The 21,745-nt window shown below is 62.8% G+C and carries 20 protein-coding genes; 9 read left to right on the forward strand and 11 right to left on the reverse strand.

The genetic code is table 11. From position 1 onward, the window contains the following. Window positions 1–5 precede the first annotated feature (5 nt). A complete protein-coding gene (locus FB481_RS13550) occupies window positions 6–563 on the reverse strand; it encodes a helix-turn-helix domain-containing protein (RefSeq protein ID WP_093505912.1) in 558 nt (185 codons plus the stop codon). Between the two features lie 14 nt (window positions 564–577). Further along, window positions 578–1,867 (reverse strand): FAD-binding oxidoreductase, encoded by a 1,290-nt coding sequence (locus FB481_RS13555; RefSeq protein ID WP_093505792.1) that lies wholly within the window; start codon window positions 1,865–1,867, stop codon window positions 578–580. A gap of 179 nt (window positions 1,868–2,046) precedes the next feature. Here FB481_RS13555 and FB481_RS13560 point away from each other — a divergent pair, with 179 nt between their 5' ends. Then, complete coding sequence (locus FB481_RS13560) at window positions 2,047–2,604, forward strand: tetratricopeptide repeat protein (RefSeq protein ID WP_147176734.1); 558 nt, start codon at window positions 2,047–2,049, stop codon at window positions 2,602–2,604. 32 nt (window positions 2,605–2,636) lie between these two features. After that, complete coding sequence (locus tag FB481_RS13565; RefSeq protein WP_147176735.1) at window positions 2,637–3,176, forward strand: RNA 2'-phosphotransferase; 540 nt, start codon at window positions 2,637–2,639, stop codon at window positions 3,174–3,176. Between the two features lie 5 nt (window positions 3,177–3,181). On the opposite strand, the gene FB481_RS13570 is transcribed toward FB481_RS13565, so the two are convergent. The 3 genes from FB481_RS13570 to FB481_RS13580 form a co-directional block, all read right to left on the reverse strand. Next, entirely contained in the window at window positions 3,182–4,489 is a 1,308-nt protein-coding gene (locus tag FB481_RS13570; RefSeq protein WP_147176736.1) for an aspartate aminotransferase family protein, read from the reverse strand. Beyond that, window positions 4,486–5,553: a phosphotransferase gene (locus tag FB481_RS13575; protein WP_147176737.1), complete on the reverse strand. Its 1,068-nt coding sequence runs from the start codon at window positions 5,551–5,553 to the stop codon at window positions 4,486–4,488. Before FB481_RS13575 ends, FB481_RS13570 begins: the two co-directional genes overlap by 4 nt. A 141-nt stretch (window positions 5,554–5,694) precedes the next feature. Beyond that, the gene (locus FB481_RS13580; RefSeq protein WP_147176738.1) at window positions 5,695–6,726 is read right to left on the reverse strand and encodes an ABC transporter substrate-binding protein; all 1,032 of its coding nucleotides are present in this window, start codon (window positions 6,724–6,726) and stop codon (window positions 5,695–5,697) included. A 261-nt stretch (window positions 6,727–6,987) separates the two neighbouring features. Here FB481_RS13580 and FB481_RS13585 point away from each other — a divergent pair, with 261 nt between their 5' ends. Together FB481_RS13585 and FB481_RS13590 are read left to right on the forward strand one after the other, a co-directional pair. Continuing rightward, window positions 6,988–7,722, forward strand: a complete 735-nt coding sequence (locus FB481_RS13585; RefSeq protein ID WP_147176739.1) for an SDR family NAD(P)-dependent oxidoreductase — start codon at window positions 6,988–6,990, stop codon at window positions 7,720–7,722. Window positions 7,723–7,770: 48 nt separating this feature from the next. Continuing rightward, complete coding sequence (locus FB481_RS13590) at window positions 7,771–8,448, forward strand: GntR family transcriptional regulator (protein ID WP_093505778.1); 678 nt, start codon at window positions 7,771–7,773, stop codon at window positions 8,446–8,448. 111 nt (window positions 8,449–8,559) lie between these two features. On the opposite strand, the gene FB481_RS13595 is transcribed toward FB481_RS13590, so the two are convergent. The 6 genes from FB481_RS13595 to kdgD (FB481_RS13620) all read right to left on the reverse strand — a co-directional run bounded on the left by FB481_RS13595 (window position 8,560) and on the right by kdgD (FB481_RS13620) (window position 16,635). Continuing rightward, window positions 8,560–9,489, reverse strand: a complete 930-nt coding sequence (locus tag FB481_RS13595) for a 2-hydroxyacid dehydrogenase (protein WP_147176740.1) — start codon at window positions 9,487–9,489, stop codon at window positions 8,560–8,562. A 227-nt stretch (window positions 9,490–9,716) separates the two neighbouring features. Then, window positions 9,717–11,273 carry a galactarate dehydratase gene (gene garD / locus FB481_RS13600; protein ID WP_147176741.1) on the reverse strand — a complete coding sequence of 519 codons (1,557 nt, stop codon included), beginning with the start codon at window positions 11,271–11,273 and terminating at the stop codon, window positions 9,717–9,719. A 71-nt stretch (window positions 11,274–11,344) separates the two neighbouring features. After that, complete coding sequence (locus tag FB481_RS13605; RefSeq protein ID WP_147176742.1) at window positions 11,345–12,697, reverse strand: MFS transporter; 1,353 nt, start codon at window positions 12,695–12,697, stop codon at window positions 11,345–11,347. Window positions 12,698–13,095: 398 nt separating this feature from the next. After that, entirely contained in the window at window positions 13,096–14,136 is a 1,041-nt protein-coding gene (locus FB481_RS13610) for a LacI family DNA-binding transcriptional regulator (RefSeq protein WP_093505770.1), read from the reverse strand. Between the two features lie 232 nt (window positions 14,137–14,368). After that, window positions 14,369–15,280, reverse strand: coding sequence for a 5-dehydro-4-deoxyglucarate dehydratase (gene kdgD, locus FB481_RS13615; RefSeq protein WP_093505768.1), 912 nt, complete (start codon window positions 15,278–15,280; stop codon window positions 14,369–14,371). Window positions 15,281–15,723: 443 nt separating this feature from the next. Beyond that, complete coding sequence (kdgD, locus tag FB481_RS13620; RefSeq protein WP_093505766.1) at window positions 15,724–16,635, reverse strand: 5-dehydro-4-deoxyglucarate dehydratase; 912 nt, start codon at window positions 16,633–16,635, stop codon at window positions 15,724–15,726. Between the two features lie 370 nt (window positions 16,636–17,005). Here kdgD (FB481_RS13620) and FB481_RS13625 point away from each other — a divergent pair, with 370 nt between their 5' ends. From FB481_RS13625 to FB481_RS13645, 5 genes are all read left to right on the forward strand, one after another. Then, entirely contained in the window at window positions 17,006–17,833 is an 828-nt protein-coding gene (locus tag FB481_RS13625) for an NAD(P)-dependent oxidoreductase (protein WP_027909119.1), read from the forward strand. Window positions 17,834–17,880: 47 nt separating this feature from the next. Next, entirely contained in the window at window positions 17,881–18,768 is an 888-nt protein-coding gene (locus FB481_RS13630; protein ID WP_147176809.1) for an SMP-30/gluconolactonase/LRE family protein, read from the forward strand. A gap of 80 nt (window positions 18,769–18,848) precedes the next feature. Continuing rightward, window positions 18,849–19,823 carry a TRAP transporter substrate-binding protein gene (locus tag FB481_RS13635; RefSeq protein ID WP_093505762.1) on the forward strand — a complete coding sequence of 325 codons (975 nt, stop codon included), beginning with the start codon at window positions 18,849–18,851 and terminating at the stop codon, window positions 19,821–19,823. Window positions 19,824–19,884: 61 nt separating this feature from the next. Next, on the forward strand, window positions 19,885–20,412 hold the full coding sequence (locus FB481_RS13640; RefSeq protein WP_093505760.1) for a TRAP transporter small permease: 528 nt from the start codon (window positions 19,885–19,887) through the stop codon (window positions 20,410–20,412). Further along, window positions 20,412–21,692 (forward strand): TRAP transporter large permease, encoded by a 1,281-nt coding sequence (locus tag FB481_RS13645; protein WP_093505757.1) that lies wholly within the window; start codon window positions 20,412–20,414, stop codon window positions 21,690–21,692. Before FB481_RS13640 ends, FB481_RS13645 begins: the two co-directional genes overlap by 1 nt. Window positions 21,693–21,745 lie beyond the last annotated feature (53 nt).

Below are 21,745 nucleotides of genomic sequence, written 5' to 3' on the forward strand. Positions count from 1 at the left end.
TCCGCCTAGCGGAACACCCAGAGTACCCGTGCGGGCTGGTCGGTAAGGTTGGCGTAGCGAAACTGGCTGTGCGGCGGTAGCTGAAAGCTATCATTGGGGCCGAGGGTCACCGGCTCAGGCTGATCGTCCAGCCAGATGCTCAGCTGGCCTTCGAGCACGAAGCCGCCCTGCTCCGAGCTGTCGGTCAGGTGACCCTCGCCGCTGGTGGCGCCAGGCGCCAGGTGGCTTTCCAGCATGGAGAAGCCGGCTGACATGTTTGGCGAGGCCAGCACGTCGGTGATGCCGCCGGCGTAATAAAGGGTGCGACGCTCGCCCGGGCGGGTAACCCAGGGCAACTCACGCGGTTTTTCCAGGCTGTAGAAATAGGTGGTCGACACGCCCAGGGTTTCGCTGATGGCGGTCAGGTCCGCCACGGTCGGCTTGGACAGGCCGCGCTCGACCTGGGACAGGAAGCCCACCGAGCGCCCGATGCGCGCGGCCAGCTCGCCGAGCGTGAGGTTCTTGTGCTTGCGCAGGTCGCGGATCAGGATCGCGAGGCCTTCGATTTCTTCCTGCATGTCCATGCCGGTCGAGCCCTTCATAAAAAGTCACGCAGCCGATACCAGGCCTTGCCTGCGGCCTCCAGCGGCGCCGCCAGCCAGGTGCCGCCGGGAAAACGCGGGTTGCCGATGCGCTGGTAGAGCGCCAGCAACTGGTCATCGCCGGCAATCGAATCGGTCACCGCCCGTGCCGCAGCCAGGGTCGGCAGCACGCCGTGGCCGGAGAACCCCTGCAGCCAGTAGCGCTGGCCGCTGCGCCCGACATCCGGGGTGCGCTTCATGGTGACGTCGATATGCCCGCCCCAGCCGTATTCGATGGCCACGCCCTTGAGCTGGGGAAATACGCGCTCCAGATACGGGCGGGTCGCCGCGGGCACGTCTTTCGGCAAGCCGCCGAGATAGGTGCAGCCACCGCCGAACAACAGGCGGTTGTCCGGGGTCAGGCGCAAGTAATCGGGAACGAACTGGTTGTCGATCACGCAGCTGTTCTGCGGCAGCAGCGAACGCGCCAATTGTGGGTCGAGCGCTTGGGTGGCCACCTGATAGGAGCCGACCGGCAGCACGCGCCGGGATAGCGACTCGTCCAGCGTGTCGAGGTAGGCATTGCAGGCCAGAACCAATACATCAGCGCGCACCTCGCCATGCGCGGTGCGCACGCGGTAGCCTCCCGGCAGCGATTCGTAGGCCAGGGCTCTGGTCTGCTCGTAGATACGGCTGCCGGCCTTCTCGATAGCCGCCGCCAACCCCTGGGCCAGCTTGAGCGGGTCGAGGTGGGCGCCCCTGGCGTCATGCAGCGCCGCCACGTAACGCGGGCTGTCGATCCATTCGCGCAGCTCCGCGCCTTCGATCAGCCGCAGGTCGTGGTAGCCCCATTTGTGCAGCGCCTCATGCTGCGCCTCACGAAGCTGCCCGACCCGGCGCGGCAGTACCGCCGTCCACAGGCTGCCAACACGGTAATCCACCTCGAAACCATGGCGCGCTGGCAACTCGCGAAGCTCATCGGCGGCCCAGCACATGCTGTCCCACAGCTGGCGGGCAGCGTCGAGGCCAAGGGCCTTTTCCAACGGCGGCATATCGCACGACCAACCCAGCAGCGCCTGCCCACCGTTGCGCCCCGAGGCCGCCCAGGCGACGCGGCTGGCCTCCAGCACGATCACCCGTTTGCCGGCCTCCGCCAGGCGCAGGGCACAATGCAAACCGCTGAAGCCGCCTCCGACGACCACCACGTCGCAGTCCAGGTCCTCTTCGAGGCGAGCACGCTCGGGGATAGGGCCGGGATAACAGCCTGCATAGTAGGTGGCGAGATGGCGAGGGGACTGCCGGAACATGGAGTGAAATTATCGAGCGATTATTTCATGAAAAAATACACGATTAATTTCACACAACCAAGCAGCATCGTTCACCGGCAGGCGAACGGTTTGCCGACCAGCAGGTCGAACCTCGACAATAATCGCAGCACCGACGGCTCTCGACATGAGACGCAAGCCGTCCTTCCCGGAGCCCAAGCATGACCCGACTGTCCGTATTCACCACGCCGTTGCTGCTCGCCAGCGTTCTCGCCCTGCTCGCCGGTTGCGTCAACCGCCACCAGCCCCAGGCGCCTGCGCACCAGAACCCAACAGGCGCGGCGTCCCCCGAGCAGCAGGCCGCCGATGGTGACTTCCAGCGCCTGACCGCCCTGGCACAACGTGGCGACCTGGACAGCCAGTTCAAACTGGGCAGTTTCTATTTCGTCGGCAAGCCGCAGAAGGATCTCAAGCAGGCCGAGTACTGGTGGAAACAGGCAGCCGACCGCGGCCACGCCGAGGCCGCCGTCAGCCTGGCTTACCTCTACACTGGCCGGGACAACCCGGAATTTCGCAACCCGCCCGCCATGCTCAAGTACCTGAACCAGTCCGCCAGCAGCGGCAACCCCATGGCGCAGCATATTCTCGGCAACCTTTACATGCGTGGCATCGACGGCGTTCAGCGCGACCCAGATCAGGCCCGCCGCCTGTTCCAGAGCGCCTGCAAACAGAACTATGCGGCCAGCTGCAAGGCGCTGGACAGCAAACCGGGCGCCTGAGCCCCGTTACATGACATGGATGTGATTGAAAGATGAGCCGCGACGAAACCAGCAAATTCCTCAGCTACGTACTGCGCCATGAACCGCAGGCCATTGGCCTGCAGTTGGACAGCGACGGCTGGGCCAATCTCGACGCGCTGATCGAGGGTGCCGCCCGCAGCGGTCGCCAACTCGACCTCGCAACCATCCATGACGTGGTCGCCAGCAGTGACAAGAAGCGTTTCAGCCTATCGGCCGATGGCCGCAGGATCCGCGCTGCGCAAGGTCACTCGACCGCTCAGGTGCAGCTCCAGCACGTGCGGAAACAGCCACCCGAGCGTCTCTACCACGGCACCGCCAGCCGCTTCCTGGAATCCATCGAACGCCAGGGCCTGATCGCCGGAGCGCGCCATCATGTGCACCTGTCTCGGGATATGGAAACTGCCTTGCAGGTCGGTCAGCGTTACGGCAGCCCGGTGATCCTCGAGATCGATGCGCTACGCATGCACCAGCAGGGCTTCGCGTTCTTCGAGGCCGACAACGGCGTCTGGCTGACCGAGGCGGTGCCCGCCGAATTCCTTCGGCGGGTCTGAGCGGCTCACACCAAGGCCTCATCCAATGCATCGATCAACAGATCCGCATGCGCCTGCTCGAACGCCAGCAAGGGCCGAATCTTCAGGATGTTCTCCAGCGGCCCGGCTGCGCTGATCAGCACGCCGCGCTCGCGCATGCCGTTGACCACCCGCTTGGCCTGCTCGGCCGCCGGCGCCTTACTGGCCCGATCACTGACCAGCTCGACGCCGATGAACATCCCCGCCCCGCGCACATCGCCAATCAGTTCGTGGCGCCCGGCCAGGCGGCGTATACCGGTCAGCAGGTAGTCGCCGATCCGTGCCGAGCGCTGCAGCAGGCCCTCGTCATGGATCACGTCGAGCACGGCCTGGCCGGCGGCGCAGGACACCGGGTTGCCGCCGAAGGTATTGAAGTAGCGCATGCTGCGACCAAAGGGTTCGAGCACCTCGGGGCGCACGACCACGCCGGCGATGGGCTGGCCGTTGCCCATGGGTTTGCCGAGGCTGACCAGATCCGGCTGCACGCCATGGCGCTGGAAACCCCACATGTGCGAACCGGTGCGAGCGAAGCCGCACTGCACTTCATCGGCGATGTACAGCAGCCCTTCGGCCCGGGCGACCGCGACCGCTTCGGCGATACAGCCTTCGGGCCCTGCGAAGATGCCATCGCTGGCGAAGATGCCGTCGATCAGCAGCGCAGCCGGCTTGATGCCGTGGGCGCGCAGATCGGCGATGGCGGCACGCACGTCTTCCGCGAACAGCCTGCCCGCCTCGGGCCCGAGGCGATAGACATCCGGGGCGCGCACGGTACGGGCATGGGCAGGAAGCTGGATACTGGCGCCGAGCGATGGCGACAGCGCGGAAATATCGCCGGTCACCCCGTGGTAGGCGAAACGGGTGATGATCACTCCGGTGCCGCCGGTGTAATGGCGGGCGATGCGCAACGCCAGGTCATTGGCCTCGCTGCCGGTGCAGGTGAACATCACCTGCTCGAGCCCGACCGGGAAGGTCGCCAGCAGTCGCTCGGCATAATCGAGAATGCCTTCCTGCAGGTATCGGGTGTGGGTATTGAGCACCGCCGCCTGCTCGGCAATCGCCTGCACCACGCGCGGGTGGCAATGGCCGATGGATGCCACGTTGTTGTAGGCATCCAGGTAACGCCGCCCCGCGGCATCGTAAAGCCATACGCCCTCGCCGCGCACGGTATGCAGCGGGCGCTCGTAGAACAGCCGGTAGGCCGGACCGAGCAGCCGTTCGCGGCGCTCGATGAGGCTGCGCTCCCGTTCACTCAGCCGTTCGGCATCCGCCGCGCTGAACCCGTTGATCATGCTCATGGCTGCAAGGCTCCCCGGCAGGCTTGATGGATTCGTTGGCGCACCCGCGCCGGCTCGATGGCCGCCAGACCGCGCAGGCTGGCGCTGGCCTGGGGCACGTTGCGCAGGATGTAGTCGCGATTTTCCGGGTGCAGGCTGGCGCGCCAGGCGGTGATGGCAATGGTCATCACCAGCCGCGTGGCGATCAGCTCGCCGAGAATATCCAGTTCCTCGTCATGCAACGGGTTGCGGCGATGATAGGCAGCCACGAAATCCAGGGCCGGCGCCAGCACGTCGCCCCCGTGGCCCAGCTGGTAGGCCGCCGCGACGCCGACCTCGTTGATCAGCGGCGCCTCGACCATATCGCCGAAATCGAGGATGTTCAGCACGCACTCGGGCCGCTCGGGGTCGACGATGACGTTATGCGGGTTGAGATCGTTGTGGATCACCTGACGACGCAGGGTCGGGTAACGTGGCAGCGCCTGCGCCTCGAAGGCGTCCAGCGCCTCGCCCACCAGCGCGCGCAATGGCTGGTCATCGATATGCGCCAGCAGTGGCCGCAGCCGGGCGGCTTGCTGCATGTCCCAGAGCAGCTCGTGCCCCGCTGCCGGATGTCGGAAGTCGGCCAGCGCCCTGTCGAGCCGCGCCATGGCGTCGCCCAGGTTCTGGCGCAACCCGGCGCTGCGCACGCTGACCTGATGCAAAGGCAGGCCTTCGACGAACGACAGCAGACGCGCCAGCATGGTCTGGCCATCGATATCGACGGCGGCCTGATAGCGACCGTCACGCGCGGCATACACACGCTGCACCGGCAGCTCGGGATCGGCGCGCTGGATCTGCAGCAGCGCCTGGTTCTGGAAATCCACCACCTGCGGATTTTCCAGCGGATGGGAAATCTTCAGCAGATAGGACGTACCGTCCGCACAGGCGAGCTGGAAATTCAGGTCGCGTTCACCGGCCAACGGGCGAACGCTGCCCAGCACGCCGAAGCTTTCGCTGGCGATGATACCGGCGCGCACCGCGCTGACCTGCGCCGGCTGCGCCTGCAGTAAGGGGTCATGCACAACCTGGGTATTCAGCGACACATCGATACACTCCGCCAGGATCTGGCCATCGTTAAATTCATGTACTGCCTGTTGTCACAAGGGCAGCCCCAGGGAGCGATCCGGCCATGCCCTTAATCAGCGGCCATGGCCCGCTGTCACTCCTGGGGCCTGTTACCTTTTTTATTTGCTGGCCCATGCGTTGAAACGCTGCTCCAGGTCTTCGCCATGGTCGATCCAGAACTCGATATCCATGGCGCGGGCGTTCTTGAGATTCTGCGGCGCCGTCGGCAGGCTGCCCTGTATGGCCGGGTCGATCAGCGCCATGGTGTGGGTGTTGGTCGGACCGTAGGGAATACCTTCGGCATAGACCTTCTGCAACTGCGGCGTACTGGCCATGGCGATGAATTTCTCGGCCAGCTCTTTGTTCTTGCTGCCCTTGACGATGGCCCAGTGATCGAGGTCGTAAAGGCTGCCATTCCATTGCATGACGAAGTCGCGGCCTTCCTTCTGCGCGGTGGTCACGCGGCCGTTGTAGGCCGAGGTCATCACCACGTCACCGGCGGCCAGCCATTGCAGCGGCTGCGCGCCGGCTTCCCACCACTGGATGTTGGGCTTGAGCTGATCGAGCTTGCGGAACGCCCGCTCGACGCCTTCTTCGGTGCCCAGCACCTTGTAAAGATCGGCTTGCGCCACGCCGTCGGCAAGCAGGGCGAACTCCAGGGTGAACTTGGCGCCGCGGCGCAGGCCGCGCTTGCCCGGGAATTTCTGCACATCCCAGAAATCCGCCCAGCCCGCCGGGGCGCCCTGGAGCTTGCTGCTGTCGTAGGTCAGTACCGTCGACCAGATGAAGATACCGGCGCCGCAATCGCTCACCGCTTCGGGAATGAAATCCTCACGCTTGCCGATCTTCGCCCAGTCCAGCGGCTCGAACAGCCCTTCACTGCAACCGCGGATCAGTTCCGGGGTCTCCACTTCAACGACGTCCCAGGAAACCTGCCCGGTGTCGGCCATGACCTTGATCTTGGCCATCTCGCCGTTGTACGCGGACGCTTCGATGCGCACCTTCTCGCGCGCCTCGAAGGGTTTGTAGAACGCGGTTTCCTGAACCACCTTGTTGTCACCGCCAAAGGAAACCACGGCGAGTTTTTCAGCCGCTTGCAACGTGGCGGCGCTGCAGGTGAAGGCGATCAGTAGTGCGGTTTTCTTGAACATTGAGGGTTGCTCCTGGCAGAGCCGGGGCTCTGGTTGGGTAAGGGCAGCTTCAAGGAAGAAACACCGGTGCTTTACCGACAAGAACCACTGGCACGGCGCTGAGGAGCTGAGCAGGTCCACCAGGCCATCTATTTGTTGTTATTGGCGTGCACGGCAGCGTCATTAAAGCACCCAGAAATTTATGATGCATCATATTTTTCATTGAGCGATGATCTGCCCAGCTACAGTGCTTGCGCAAGTCCAATCCTGCGGAGATATGCCATGAGCGATCAGAAAACCCTGCTGCTGACCGGCGCCAGCCGCGGCATCGGCCATGCGACGGTCAAACACTTCAACGCGGCGGGCTGGCGCATCTTCACCGCTTCGCGTCATGACTGGGTCAGCGAATGCCCCTGGGCCGAGGGCAAGCTCAACCATATTCACCTGGACCTCGAGGACATCGAGCACTTGCAGGAGAGCCTGCCGCTGATCCGCGAGAAGCTCGGCGGGCGGCTGGATGCACTGGTCAACAACGCCGGCGTGTCGCCCAAAGGCAGCGAGGGCGAGCGCCTGGGCGTGCTGGGCAGTGACTACGCCATCTGGACCCAGGTTTTCAACGTCAACCTGTTCTCCACCGCCCTGCTCGCCCGCGGGCTGTTCGAGGAACTGAAGGCGGCCCAGGGCAGCATCATCAACGTCACCTCCATCGCCGGGTCACGGGTGCATCCTTTCGCCGGTTCCGCCTACGCCGCCTCCAAGGCGGGGCTGGCGGCACTGACCCGCGAGATGGCCCACGAATTCGGCTGCCACGGGGTGCGCGTCAACGCCATCGCGCCGGGCGAAATCGATACCTCGATCCTTTCGTCAGGTACCGAGCAGATCGTCGAGCGCGACATTCCCATGCATCGCCTGGGCAAACCCGAGGAAGTCGCCTCGCTGGTGTATTTTCTCTGCACGTCCGGGGCGACTTACGTCAATGGCGCAGAAATTCACGTCAACGGTGGCCAGCACGTGTGAGGCGCCGCACGGTAGAATCACCTGGCCTGCGCCCTGGAAGTCACCACCATGAAATACCCCATCGACGGTCTCAGCCACACCTACCTGGGTAGTGGCGTTTATGCCTTGCTGCGCGAGGCCTTGATCACCGGCCGTTTCCAGCCGGACGACCGCCTACGCATCCGCGACCTGGCCGAGCAGTTGGGTACCAGCGTCACGCCGGTACGCGATGCGATCCTGCAACTGGCAAAGGAAAAGGCGCTGATCCTGAAGACCCCGCGCGACATCCGCGTGCCGGTACTGAGCCAGGCGCAATACGCAGAAATCCGCAACATCCGCCTGGCGCTCGAAGGCCTGGCCGCCGAAACCGCAGCCGCCAAGGTGAGCGCTGAACAGTTGCAGATGCTCGAGCGCAATATCCGCGACAACCTGAAAGCCGTGCACGACGGCGACCTGATCGCGGCACTGAAGCTCAATCAGGCGTTCCACTTCGCCCTGGCCGAAATCGCCGATATGCCACTGCTGCGCGATGTGCTCGACAGCCTGTGGATGCGCACCGGCCCGTTGATCGCCCTGGCCTATGGCGACTTCAACGAACGCATGGCGATCGAGCATCACTGGGAGGTTTTCCATGCCCTGCAGAAGGGTGATGGCGAGGCGGCACGCCAGGCTATCTGCACCGACATTCTCGATGGCAATCAGCTGATGACGGCGTTCATTGCAAAGCGTGAGGCCACGGTGGCTTAGAGAACCGGTGCGCTTGTGGCGCACCGGGTGTTGCTCGAGGGTGGAAACCGCGTTCGGGCTTGTGGCCCGGCGCGTATAAGCGAAAGTCGCCTGCGCGGCTCGCCTATTCGGTCAGAGCGGGGTGATTAGCTCACCGCGCTCAATAAAGGCATCGAGATTATCGAATACCAGGTTCTCCATGGCCAGACGGGTTTCCTCGGTGGCGCTGCCCACGTGGGGCAACAGCACCACATTAGGCATGGCGAACAGCGCCTCGGGCACCCGCGGCTCGTCCTCGAAGACGTCCAGCCCTGCGCCGCCGAGCGTGCCGGCCTGCAGTGCGGCGACCAGCGCCTGCTCGTCCACCACACTACCGCGGGAGATGTTGACCAGAATGCCTTCAGCACCCAGGGCGGCGAGCACCTCGGCGTCGATCAGGTGATGGGTGGACGCACCGCCCGGGCAGGCCAGCACCAGAAAGTCGGCCCAGCTTGCCAGTGCCTTGAGGTCGGCCTCGTAACCGTAATCGGTGCTCGGGTCAGGCCGGCGGTTGTGGTAGCGGATGTCCAGGTCGAACCCCGCGGCGCGCTTGGCGATTTCCTTGCCGATCCGCCCGAAGCCGACGATGCCCAGCTTCTTGCCACTGACCTTGCGGGTCAGCGGGTACTGGCCCTTGAGCCATTTACCCTGGCGCACGTGCTGGTCGGAGGCGGCGAACTGCCGAGCGGTGTCGATCACCAGGCCAATGGCCGTGTCGGCGACGCATTCGTTTAGCACGTCCGGAGTGGTGCTGATGACGATGCCACGGGCCTTGGCCTCATCAACGGCAATCGAATCATGGCCAACGCCGAAACTGCAGATGGCCTTGAGGTTGGGCATCTGCGCCAGTTGCTCGGCCGAGCAGCCGTAGCGCGCCGAGGTCACGACGATATCGATCTCGGCGCCGCGTTCGGCGATGAAATCCTTCTGCTCCCACAGGCGGATCAGTTGATAGTCGCGCTGCAGGCGCTCGTTGAAACGTGGCGGAAAACGACCGACCTGAAGCACGGTGGGACGACTCATGCAGCTCTCCTGTCGTGGATATCGAAATGCGGATGATACCTGCCGCGGCACGGGCGAAAGCGACGCGGCTCGGGATCTCCTCAGAAAAGAACCCGCTTCAAGTCTTGCGAGCTAGAGCCCTGCAAGGCAAAAACAGGCGAGGAAGCGGAGTGTACTGGTGTACATGAGCATTCCGAGCCTGTTTTTAACGCCGCAGGGCCGACGCGCAGCTGACTTGGGGCGGGTTCTCAGGTGACTGGGGCGGGATTGAACAGCACCAAGTCATTATGCAGGCGATGCTTCTCGGCCCAGGTCTGCTGCTTGCCGCTGGCGATGTCCAGGTAGAGCTGGAAGATGTGCCAGCCCATTTCCTCGAGGCTCATGCGCCCCGAGGTGATCTGCCCGGCGTCGACGTCGATCAGGTCCGGCCAGCGTTCGGCCAGCTGGGTGCGGGTAGCCACCTTGATCACCGGCACCATGGACAAGCCGTAGGGCGTGCCGCGGCCGGTGGTGAAGATATGCAGGTTCATGCCGGCGGCCAGTTGCAGGGTGCCGCAGATGAAATCGCTGGCCGGGGTGGCGCAGAACCAAAGGCCCTTGCCGCGAATCCGCTCGCCGGGCGAGACCACGCCGACGATCGGGCTGTTGCCGGACTTGGCGATTGAGCCCATGGCCTTCTCGACGATGTTGTTGAGGCCGCCCTTCTTGTTGCCCGGCGTGGTGTTGGCGCTGCGATCGGCCATGCCACGCTCCAGATAACGGTCGTACCAGTCCATCTCGCGGATCAGCGCATCGGCGACTTCGACGCTGGCGGCGCGCGGGGTCAGCAGATGAATGCCGTCACGCACCTCGGTGTTCTCGGAGAACATCACGGTGGCGCCGGCCCGTACCAGCAGGTCGGCCGCCACGCCCAGCGCCGGGTTGGCGGTAATGCCGGAGAAGGCGTCGCTGCCACCGCACTGCATGCCGACCACCAGCTCGGACGCCGGCACGGTTTCACGGCGACGCTGGTCGAGCACTTTCAAGCGGTCCTCGATCATGCCCATGATCTGTTCGATCATGCCGGCGAAACCGGTGCCCGAATCCTGCAGACGGAACAGCCATTCTTCCTCGTCCTGACCACAGGTCAGGGCGTCGCCGTCCATCAACTGGTTAGCTTGCAGCTTCTCGCAACCGAGGCTGATCACCAGCGCCTGGCCACCCAGGTTGGGGTTGCGGCTGATGTTGTAGAGGGTGCGGATCGGCACCACGGCGTCCGGTGCGTTGATCGCCACGCCGCAGCCGTAGCTGTGCGACAGCGGCACCACGTCGTCGACGTTCGGGTACTTGGGCAGGATTTCCTTGCGCACGCGCTCGACGCAATGGTCGAGCACACCGACCACGCACTGCACCGTGGTGGTCACGCCAAGGATGTTGCGCGTGCCGACGGTGCCGTCGGCATTGCGGAAACCTTCGAAGGTGTAGCCCTCTAGCGGCTCAGGCGCTGGTGCCTTGATGGTCGCCTTGGGCAGGTTGTCCAGCACCGGTGGCTCGGGCATGCGCAGCACCTGCTCGGTCACCCAGCTACCAGCGTCGATGGGCTTGAGCGCATAGCCGATCACCTCGCCATAACGCATCACGGTACCGCCTTCGGGGATCGCCACCAGCGATACCTTATGGCTCTGCGGAATGCCTTCCAGCGCCTGCAGGCCATCGGCAAACTGACCGCCCGCGGCGACGCCCTGCTCGTTGACTACCACCCCGACGTTGTCGTCGGGGTGCAGGCGGATATAACGCGGAGAGTTCTGATGTTGAATGAGGTCCATGGAGGCTAATCCTTTTTATAGTTCTCTAGCTGATGCAGCCGGCCTGCCGGGCAGGCACGGCTGCACCAGATTCAGGTGGCCGCGACCGGCGCAGGTTGCTCACCAATCGCCTGACCGTGTTCGTCCTTGAGCACCACGCGCTGGATGCGCCCGACGATGAACACGTAACTGAACACCGCGACCAGGGCGTTGGCGCCAACGTAAACCAGTGCCCACTTGAACGAGCCGGTGGCGCTGATGATGTAGCCGATGACGATGGGCGTGGTGATCGAGGCGATGTTGCCGAAGGTGTTGAACAGGCCGCCGGACAGGCCCGCGATCTGCTTGGGCGAGGTGTCCGAGACAACCGCCCAGCCGAGGGCGCCAAGACCTTTGCCGAAGAAGGCCAGGGTCATGAAACCGACCACCATCCATTCGGCCGATACGTAGTTGCACAGCACCATGCTGGTCGACAGCATCAGGCCGCAGACGATGGGCAGCTTGCGCGCCAGAGTCAGGCTATTGCCACGGCGCAGCAGCCAGTCGGAGATCACCCCGCCGAGCACACCGCCGACGAAACCCATGATCGCCGGCAAGGAGGCGATGAAGCCGGCCTTGAGGATGGTCATGCCACGCTCCTGCACCAGGTAAACCGGGAACCAGGTGAGGAAGAAGTAGGTGATGGCGTTGATGCAGTACTGGCCCAGGTACACGCCGACCATCATGCGGTTGGTGAGCAATTGGGTGATGTAGTGCCACTTCGGCCCGCCGCTGCCCTTGGTCTGATCCATGTCGACCAGGCCGCCATTGCTGGCGATGTGTTCGACCTCTGCAGCGCTGATGCGCGGGTGTTCCTTGGGGTTGTAGATGGTCTTCATCCAGATACCGGCAAAGACAATGCCCAGCACGCCCATGACCACGAACACGTGCTCCCAGCCGAACGAATAGACGATCCAGCCCATCAGCGGCGCGAACAGCGCGGTGGCGAAGTACTGCGCCGAGTTGAAGATCGCCGATGCGGTACCGCGCTCGGCCGTCGGGAACCAGGCCGCGACGATACGGGCGTTACCCGGGAACGACGGCGCTTCGGCGAAGCCGACCATGAAACGCAGCACGAACAGGGTCACCACTGCCCAGGCCACCGGCATCATGCCGACGAAGCCCTGCAGCAGGGTGAACAGCGACCAGATGAAGATGCCAGCGGCATATACGCGCTTGGAGCCGAAGCGGTCGAGCAGCCAGCCACCCGGAATCTGCCCGATCACGTAGGCCCAACCGAAGGCGGAGAAGATGTAACCGAGGGTCACCGCATCGATACCCAGATCCTTCTGCATGCTGGAGCCGGCGATAGAAATGGTGGCGCGGTCGGCGTAGTTGATGGTGGTGACCAGAAACAGCATCAGCAGTATCAGGTAACGGACGTGGGTTTTCTTTGTGTCTCCCATGGAGATCTCACCTCAATGTTATTTTTATTGCTGACAGGCGCGTGCGAACACGCCAGCCGCCCAAGGGCGGGGTCATGAAGTTTGAAAACGGAGTTGTATCTGGCCGGCTAGCCCGTGGCAGGAGCCGTCGCGACACCTGGGTAAGGTCTCGGGACATTGGTTGCGGGCAAGGACAGGCTGCCCTGGTAAGGGCATGGAAGGGACGTGCGGATACTGTTGTTCACGCTTTATTATCCTTATCGCTGAAGGTGCCCTACCCGCCGGACCGCAATCGATGATTGCGCAATCAATCCAGCAAAGAGCGAGGCACGAACCAGTTCGCTACAAGCGATGACTTTACTATGATTGCGCAATCATTCAAGCCATTTTACGACCAGTCGTCAGTTGTCCGATAAGAATCAGGTGGTTTGCCGCTCGACCAGGGTGAAACCCGTATCCAGACGCACAGGTGTCGATTCACCTTCGTCACGAAACCGCTGTAGCAGGGCCTTGGCCACTTCCTTGCCCATGCGCCCACCATCGACGCTGACGGTCGACAGAGCCGGGTGGAGATGCGCCGCGCTGGACAGATCCCCGAACCCCATCACTGCCAGTTGCCCTGGCACCTCGATACCGCGACTCGCCGCCTCGGCGAGGATGCCTTGAGCCACGGTGTCGGAACTGCAGACGATCACCTGCGGCGCATGCCCCTCGGCGAGCAACTGGCTCAGCCCTTGACGGCCGCTGTGCAAGGTGGCCGGTGCGGCAAGCACCGCCATGGGCACCTCGTAGATGCCCAGGGATTTGAGCTGATCGACCACGCTGGCGCTGCGCTTGAGCGCCCGGGAATCGTCGACCGAAACGATGGCGAAACGGCGGTAGCCCTTGCCGTGCAGGTGATCGGCAATCGCCTGGCCGACCTGGGTGTGAGAAAAGCCCACCTGCATGTCGATGGGCGATGCGCCCAGGTCCCACGCCTCGACCACCGGAATGCCCGCTGCCTGCAGACGCAGCCGGCTCTCTTCGGTGTGCAGGGTGCCGGTCAGCACGATACCGTCCGGTCGCCGGCCGAGCACGGCACCGAGCAGGCGCTCCTCCTGCTCGGCGGAATAGCCGGTGAGGCCGATCATGGTCTGGTAGCCGGCGGCTGTCAGATGATCCATCAGCGACTGCACCGTTTCGGCGAAGATCGAGTGGGCGATGGTCGGCACGAAGATCGCCACCAGCCGGCTCTTGTTCGAGGCCAGGCCGCCGGCCAGCATGTTCGGCACGTAACCGGTGACCCGCACAGCTTCGAGGACTTTCTTGCGGGCATCCTCGCTGACCACCTCGGGGCGGTTCAGCGCACGCGACACGGTGATCGGCGACACGCCGGCCACCTTGGCTACGTCGACCAGCGTCACGCTCGAACCCTTGCTCAGTGGCGTGGAAGATGAAACGCGAGAGGATTTCTTTGCCATGACGGGCCGCAGCTGCGTGGATGATCCCCCATCTTAACCAGCCGCTCAGACGGCAACCAGAGAGCGGCGGTAATAGGGTGTGTAGGGTGCGTCCCATCAGCCCATCGCGGGTATGGCCCGCTCCCACAAGCGCTCAGCTTTTCGCCCCGGGTGATAAACCAGAGTCCGCCCTACCCCACAATGCAAAAAGGCCACCGTAAACAGTGGCCTTTTGGGCAACGAGCGCCGGAGCTTACTGAGCGCCCTGGGCGTCGATCAGTGCCGCCAGTTTCTCGTACTCCTCCGGCAGCAGCTCGGTCAGCGGTGCGCGAACCGGGCCGGCGTCGTAACCGGCGATCTTGGCGCCGGCCTTGACGATGCTCACCGCGTAACCGGATTTGCGGTTACGGATGTCCAAGTACGGCAGGAAGAAGTCGTCGATGATCTTGCCGACGGTGGCGTGATCTTCGCGGGCGATGGCATGGTAGAAGTCCATCGCGGTTTTCGGGATGAAGTTGAACACCGCCGAGGAATAAACCGGCACGCCCAGGGCCTTGTAAGCCGCAGCGTAGACTTCGGCGGTCGGCAGGCCGCCCAGGTAGGTCAGACGCTCGCCCAGACGGCGACGGATGGAAACCATCAGCTCGATATCGCCCAGGCCGTCCTTGTAGCCAATCAGGTTCGGGCAACGCTCGGCCAGTTGCTCGAGCAGATCGGCGTTCAAACGGCAGACGTTACGGTTGTAGACCACCACACCGATCTTCACCGATTTGCATACCTGCTCGACGTGAGCCGCGACGCCTTCCTGGGACGCTTCGGTCAGATAGTGCGGCAGCAGCAGCAGCCCCTTGGCGCCCAGGCGCTCGGCTTCCTGAGCGTACTGGATGGCCTGGCGGGTCGAGCCACCAACGCCGGCGAGGATAGGCACACTCTTGGCGCAGGTGTCGACGGCAGTCTTGATGACGGACGAATACTCATCAGCCGCCAAGGAGAAGAACTCACCAGTACCGCCGGCAGCGAACAGCGCGGAAGCACCATAGGGCGCCAGCCACTCCAGACGACGGACATAGCCGGCCGGATTGAATTCGCCGGCGGCGTCGAAGTCGGTCAGCGGGAACGACAGCAGGCCGGAGGAGAGGACGGTTTTTAGTTCTTGTGGAGTCATTCTTCTTACACCCTTGGAGAAAACGTTGGGGGTCGTTAGCGACCAGATGAAGTCATACGTTATCGTACAACTATAAAAAAGCCAAGACTATCGATACCGGTTTTTACAATTGCACGGATTATTGGAATGCGCTGAAGGATTGGTAGGCCGCAGAATTCCAAGTTCTTATGGGAGCGCGTCGTGCGCGCTCGCTCTCAAGCAAACCTGCTGCTGCCAATCATGGAAATCAAGTTGTGCCAAGGAATGTAACCACCCATCGAATCGCGTCGCAGGCATGACCAACTCCCACAACTGTGAACAGCCTATCGGTTGGTAGGTGGGGCGAGTCGTGGAATGAGGCGTCTCGTCTTTTATGAGCTGGCTGTCCCATTCGCAGCTCCCCTACCCCACAATGCAAAAAGGCCGCTGTAAAAGCGGCCTTTTCGAGAGACTGGGTCAGACGCTTATTGCGCGCCTTGCTTCTTGATCAGTGCAGCCAGCTTCTCGTACTCGTCCGGCAGCAGGTCGGTCAGCGGGGCACGAACCGGGCCGGCGTCGTAACCGGAGATTTTGGCGCCGGCCTTGACGATGCTCACTGCATAGCCAGCCTTGCGATTACGGATGTCCAGGTACGGCAGGAAGAAGTCATCGATGATTTTGGCGACGGTGGCGTGATCGTCCTTGGCGATGGCGTGGTAGAAATCCATCGCGGTTTTCGGGATGAAGTTGAACACCGCCGACGAATACACCGGCACGCCCAGGGCCTTGTAGGCCGCAGCGTAGACTTCAGCGGTCGGCAGGCCGCCCAGGTAGCTGAAGCGGTCGCCCAGGCGACGACGAATCGACACCATCAGCTCGATATCGCCCAGACCATCCTTGTAACCGATCAGGTTCGGGCAACGCTCGGCCAACTGCTCGAGCAGAGTGGCGTTGAGGCGGCAGACGTTGCGGTTGTAGACAACCACACCGATCTTTACCGACTTACAGACTTGCTCGACGTGAGCGGCAACACCTTCCTGGGACGCCTCGGTCAGGTAGTGCGGCAGCAGCAGCAGGCCCTTGGCGCCCAGGCGCTCGGCTTCCTGCGCATACTGGATAGCCTGGCGGGTCGAACCGCCGACGCCGGCGAGGATTGGTACGCTGGTCGCGCAGGTATCGACGGCCGTCTTGATGATCGACGAGTACTCGTCAGCGGCCAGGGAGAAGAACTCGCCAGTGCCGCCAGCAGCAAAAAGCGCGGTGGCGCCGTACGGAGCCAGCCACTCAAGGCGGCGCACGTAGCCTTGCGGATTGAATTCGCCTTGGGCATCGAAATCGGTCAGTGGGAAAGACAGCAGACCGGAGGAGAGGACGGATTTTAATTCTTGTGGGGTCATTTCTTCGAATACCTGTAGCGCATGGAGAAAAAGAGGCAGCCGCTGGCTGTGGAGATACGTTATCGTACGACAAATACTAAAACCATCCCCTTTTTGATCTTTTGCGCGTGGTTGTCGCCTGAATGAAAGCAACTGGCAACAGAGGTGCGGCCTCAATGCAGCATGACCCGGCAGTCAAAAACTGGCTACAGCCTGCTCGGCAAACCAATCACAACCGCGCAACAGATGGCGCCTTTGCACTGCCGGACGGATTGCAGAGGTTTTTTGAGGTGTCGCGTTGACAGCACAATCGGAGGCTGTTGATAATCCTCTCACGTCATACGACAACCGATAACAAGCTCTCCATAAAAACAAACTCGAGACCGCTTTGATGACTACCACCTCCAACGCGCAACCGCCCTTCCATCGCCTGCTGCTCACCGGTGCAGCAGGCGGACTGGGCAAGGTACTGCGCGAGCGCCTGCAGCCCCTGACTAAGATTTTGCGCCTTTCCGACATCGCCGAAATGGCGCCGGCAGAAGGCCCGCACATCGAAGTACAGGTCTGCGACCTGGCCGACAAGCAGGCCGTCCACCAGTTGGTCGAAGGCGTTGACGCCATCCTGCACTTCGGTGGCGTATCGGTAGAGCGTCCGTTCGAGGAAATTCTCGGCCCGAACATCGCCGGCGTATTCCATATCTACGAAGCTGCGCGTCGCCACGGCGTCAAACGCGTCATCTTCGCCAGTTCCAACCATGTCATCGGCTTCCACAAGCAGACCGAGACCTTGGACGCCAACTGCCCTCGCCGCCCGGATGGCTACTACGGCCTATCCAAGTCCTACGGCGAAGACATGGCCAGCTTCTACTTCGATCGCTACGGCATCGAGACTGTCAGCATCCGCATCGGCTCCTCGTTCACCGAGCCGCTGAACCGCCGCATGATGAGTACCTGGCTCAGCTACGACGACCTGGTCCAGCTGATCGAGCGTAGCCTCATCACCCCGAACGTCGGCCATACCGTGGTCTACGGCGCCTCCGCGAACAAGAATGTGTGGTGGGACAACCGCTATGCCGCACACCTGGGTTTCGAGCCCAAGGACACTTCCGAAGTGTTTCGCGACAAGGTCGAGGCCCAGCCGCCGATGGCCGCCAATGATCCGAACGCCATTTACCAAGGTGGTGCCTTCACCGCAGCAGGCCCATTCGGCGACGACTAAGCCAAAAGGCTTACGTCGATAACAATAACAAGAGGTCGGACATGCCCATGCAAGCCGAACTGATTCTCGATGCACGCAACTCCGTGGGCGAAAGCCCGGTATGGAGTGTGCGTGACCAGGCCCTTTACTGGGCCGACATCCCCAACAAACGCCTGTATCGCTGGAATCTGGCAGACGCCGCCACGCAAAGCTGGGAAGCCGACGAGATGCTCGCCTGCATCGCCCAGCGCGCCGATGGCAAGTGGGTGGCCGGAATGGAAAGCGGCATCTTCCAGCTCAGCGCCGATGACGACGGCCGCCTGCGTGGCGAACGCCTGATCGGTGTCGGCCATGCCCGCGACAACATGCGCTTCAACGACGGTCGCTGCGACCGCCAGGGGCGCTTCTGGACCGGCACCATGTTGATGGATATGGCTGCAGGCGCCCGCGTCGGCGCCCTGTATCGCTACGACGGCGCCGGGCAAAGCACCCTGCCCGTACTGCTCGACGACCTGATCGTGCCCAACGGGCTGGGCTTCAGCCCGGACGGGCGCACCATGTACCTCTCCGACTCGCACCCTTCAGTGCAGACTATCTGGGCCTTCGATTACGACATCGACAGCGGCACGCCACATAACCGCCGCCTGTTCGTCGACATGAACGACTACCCCGGCCGCCCCGACGGCGCCGCGGTGGATGCCGATGGCTGCTACTGGATCTGCGGCAACGATGCCGGCCTGATTCACCGCTTCACCCCGGCCGGTCGCCTCGACCGTTCGCTGGAAGTACCGGTGAAGAAGCCGACCATGTGCGCCTTTGGCGGCGCCAACCTGGATACCCTGTTCGTCACCTCGATCCGCCCCGGCGGCGACTTGGACGATCAGCCACTGGCCGGCGGCGTATTCGCCCTGCAACCCGGCGTACGCGGCCTGGCGGAGACCCCATTCGGCAACTGAATACCCCGCGCTCGTGTCACTGACGTGCGCGCAAACGCGACACAACGCTGCACACCAACAACAACAACACGGAGCTTCACATGAACTTCAAGCGCAAGTTACTGATCGCCGCACTCCCTCTGGCCATGGGTCTGTCCACCCTGGTTCAGGCCGACATGACCCTGAAGATCGCCGAAATCCACCCAGCCGGTTACCCGACCGTGGTGGCCATGGAAAACCTCGGCAAGAAACTCGATACCGCCACCAATGGCGAGATCAAGTCGCGCATGTTCGCCGGCGGCGTACTGGGTTCCGAGAAGGAAGTGATCGAACAGACCCAGATCGGCGCCGTACAGCTGACCCGCGTCAGCCTGGGCTCGGTCGGCTCGGTGGTTCCGGCCACCAACGTCTTCAACATGCCGTTCGTGTTCCGCGACATCGACCACATGCGCAAAGTCGTGGACGGTGAAATCGGCCAGGAAATCCTCGACTCCATCACCAACTCCGACTTCAACATGGTCGGCCTGGCGTGGATGGAAGCCGGCAGCCGCAGCCTCTACACCAAGAAGCCGGTGCGCAAGATCGAAGACCTCAAGGGCATGAAGATCCGTGTGATCGGCAACCCGCTGTTCATCGACACCCTCAACGCCATGGGCGGCAACGGCATCGCCATGGACACCGGTGAAATCTTCAGCGCCCTGCAGAGCGGTGTGATCGACGGCGCCGAGAACAACTCGCCGACCCTGCTCGAGCACAACCACTTCCGCGTGGCCAAGTACTACACCCAGACCCACCACCTGATCCTGCCTGAGCCGCTGCTGATGTCCAAGACCACCTGGGAAAAGCTGACCCCCGAGCAGCAGACCTTGGTCAAGAAACTGGCCAAGGAAGCCCAGCTGGAAGAGCGTGATCTGTGGGTCGCCAAGGAAAACGCCTCCAACGAGAAGCTCAAGGCCGAAGGCGTCGAGTTCATCGAAGTCGACACCAAGCCTTTCTACGACGCGACCGCTCCGGTACGTGAGAAGTACGGTGCTCAGTTCGCCGACCTGATCAAGCGCATCGAAGCCGTCAAGTAATCCCTCGCGCACGCGTAAGGAGTCGACGTTCTGCCGGCTCCACACCTTCCGGTGAAGTCACATGAAAAATCTGGTTCTGGGCGTCAATGACGCCATTTATCGTGCCTGCATCATCGTCACCAGCCTGGCGATCGTGATCATGGCCACGATCATCCCCTGGGGCGTCTTCAGCCGTTACGTGCTGGGGCAAGGATTGGGCTGGCCCGAGCCCATCTCCGTCATGCTGATGGTGGTGTTCACTTTTATCGGTGCCGCTGCCAGCTACCGCGCCGGGGCTCACATGGCTGTGACCTCACTGACCGATCGCCTGCCGACCCTCGTGCAGCCGCTGATCACTCTTTTCGTGCGCCTGGCCATGGGGGCCATCGCACTGTTCATGCTGATCTGGGGCTACAAGCTGTGCATGGCCACCTGGAACCAATTCCTCAGCACCCTGCCTTCGGTGCGCGTCGGCATCAGCTACATGCCGATTCCCGTAGGCGGTTTCATCACCCTGCTGTTCGTGATCGAGCAGTTGCTCTATGGCGACCAGCACAAACGCCGCGTCGTCAACTTCGAAGCCGCTGAAGAAGCCAAGGAGGCCGTGTAATGGACGCCGCCATTCTCGTAGGCAGTTTCCTTGCCCTGATCCTTTTGCGCGTTCCGGTCGCCTATGCGCTCGGCATGTCCGCCCTGATCGGTGCCTGGTACATCGACATCCCGCTCCAGGCGATCATGATCCAGATCGCTGGTGGGGTGAACAAGTTCTCCCTGCTGGCCATTCCGTTCTTCGTGCTGGCCGGTGCGATCATGGCCGAAGGCGGCATGGCGCGTCGCCTGGTGGCGTTCGCTGGCGTGCTGGTCGGTTTCGTGCGCGGCGGCCTGTCGCTGGTGAACATCACCGCTTCGACCTTCTTCGGCGCCATTTCCGGCTCCTCCCTGGCCGACACCGCCTCGGTAGGTTCGGTGCTGATCCCGGAAATGGAAAAGAAAGGCTACCCGCGTGAATTCGCCACCGCCGTGACCGTTTCCGGTTCGGTGCAGGCGCTGCTCACCCCGCCCAGCCACAACTCGGTGATCTACTCCCTGGCCGCTGGCGGCACGGTGTCCATCGCCGCGCTGTTCATGGCCGGTATAGGCCCGGGCCTGCTGATGAGCGCCACCATGGCCGCCCTGTGCCTGTGGTTCGCCAAGAAGCGTAACTACCCGAAAGGCGAAGTGATCCCGCTGCGTCAGGCGATCAAGATCTGCGTCGAAGCCCTGTGGGGCATGATGACCATGTTCATCATCCTGGGCGGCATCCTCTCCGGCGTGTTTACTGCCACCGAATCGGCTGCCGTGGCGGTGATCTGGGCATTCTTCGTGACCATGTTCATCTACCGCGACTACAAGTGGCGTGAACTGCCGAAGATGCTGCACCGCACCGTACGCACGCTGTCGATCGTGATGATCCTCATCTCCTTCGCGGCCGCGTTCGGCTACATCATGACCCTGATGCAGATCCCGACCAAGATCACCACCGCGTTCCTGACCCTGTCGGATAACCGCTACGTGATCCTGATGTGCGTGAACATCATGCTGCTGGCCCTGGGCACGCTGATGGACATGGCGCCGCTGATCCTGATCCTGACCCCGATCCTGCTGCCGGTGGTCACCTCCTTCGGCGTCGATCCGGTGCACTTCGGCATGATCATGCTGGTCAACCTGGGTATCGGCCTGATCACCCCGCCGGTTGGCGCGGTGCTGTTCGTCGGCGCGGCCATTGGCAAGGTGACCATCGAGAACACCGTGAAGGCGTTGCTGCCATTCTACCTGGCCCTGTTCATGGTGCTGATGGCAGTGACCTACGTGCCGGCCATCTCGCTGTGGCTGCCTAGCGTCGTACTCTGATACCGCTCCACCCGCGGCGGGTCGCGTGCACAACGCGATCCGCCGTTTTTTTT

This window comes from Pseudomonas sp. AG1028 (genome assembly GCF_007993955.1).
GTDB classification, from domain to species: Bacteria; Pseudomonadota; Gammaproteobacteria; order Pseudomonadales; family Pseudomonadaceae; genus Aquipseudomonas; species Aquipseudomonas straminea.

What these genes read in the sequence shown, in the direction of transcription:
- FB481_RS13635 (WP_093505762.1), top strand. Translation starts at nt 18,849, where the DNA reads ATGAACTTCAAGCGCAAGTTACTGATCGCCGCACTCCCTCTGGCCATG.
- FB481_RS13595 (WP_147176740.1), bottom strand. Translation starts at nt 9,489, where the DNA reads ATGAGTCGTCCCACCGTGCTTCAGGTCGGTCGTTTTCCGCCACGTTTC.
- FB481_RS13605 (WP_147176742.1), bottom strand. Translation starts at nt 12,697, where the DNA reads ATGGGAGACACAAAGAAAACCCACGTCCGTTACCTGATACTGCTGATG.
- kdgD (WP_093505768.1), bottom strand. Translation starts at nt 15,280, where the DNA reads ATGACTCCACAAGAACTAAAAACCGTCCTCTCCTCCGGCCTGCTGTCG.
- FB481_RS13550 (WP_093505912.1), bottom strand. Translation starts at nt 563, where the DNA reads ATGGACATGCAGGAAGAAATCGAAGGCCTCGCGATCCTGATCCGCGAC.
- FB481_RS13555 (WP_093505792.1), bottom strand. Translation starts at nt 1,867, where the DNA reads ATGTTCCGGCAGTCCCCTCGCCATCTCGCCACCTACTATGCAGGCTGT.
- FB481_RS13630 (WP_147176809.1), top strand. Translation starts at nt 17,881, where the DNA reads ATGCAAGCCGAACTGATTCTCGATGCACGCAACTCCGTGGGCGAAAGC.
- FB481_RS13590 (WP_093505778.1), top strand. Translation starts at nt 7,771, where the DNA reads ATGAAATACCCCATCGACGGTCTCAGCCACACCTACCTGGGTAGTGGC.
- garD (WP_147176741.1), bottom strand. Translation starts at nt 11,273, where the DNA reads ATGGACCTCATTCAACATCAGAACTCTCCGCGTTATATCCGCCTGCAC.
- FB481_RS13585 (WP_147176739.1), top strand. Translation starts at nt 6,988, where the DNA reads ATGAGCGATCAGAAAACCCTGCTGCTGACCGGCGCCAGCCGCGGCATC.
- FB481_RS13625 (WP_027909119.1), top strand. Translation starts at nt 17,006, where the DNA reads ATGACTACCACCTCCAACGCGCAACCGCCCTTCCATCGCCTGCTGCTC.
- FB481_RS13560 (WP_147176734.1), top strand. Translation starts at nt 2,047, where the DNA reads ATGACCCGACTGTCCGTATTCACCACGCCGTTGCTGCTCGCCAGCGTT.
- FB481_RS13610 (WP_093505770.1), bottom strand. Translation starts at nt 14,136, where the DNA reads ATGGCAAAGAAATCCTCTCGCGTTTCATCTTCCACGCCACTGAGCAAG.
- kdgD (WP_093505766.1), bottom strand. Translation starts at nt 16,635, where the DNA reads ATGACCCCACAAGAATTAAAATCCGTCCTCTCCTCCGGTCTGCTGTCT.
- FB481_RS13640 (WP_093505760.1), top strand. Translation starts at nt 19,885, where the DNA reads ATGAAAAATCTGGTTCTGGGCGTCAATGACGCCATTTATCGTGCCTGC.
- FB481_RS13565 (WP_147176735.1), top strand. Translation starts at nt 2,637, where the DNA reads ATGAGCCGCGACGAAACCAGCAAATTCCTCAGCTACGTACTGCGCCAT.
- FB481_RS13570 (WP_147176736.1), bottom strand. Translation starts at nt 4,489, where the DNA reads ATGAGCATGATCAACGGGTTCAGCGCGGCGGATGCCGAACGGCTGAGT.
- FB481_RS13645 (WP_093505757.1), top strand. Translation starts at nt 20,412, where the DNA reads ATGGACGCCGCCATTCTCGTAGGCAGTTTCCTTGCCCTGATCCTTTTG.
- FB481_RS13580 (WP_147176738.1), bottom strand. Translation starts at nt 6,726, where the DNA reads ATGTTCAAGAAAACCGCACTACTGATCGCCTTCACCTGCAGCGCCGCC.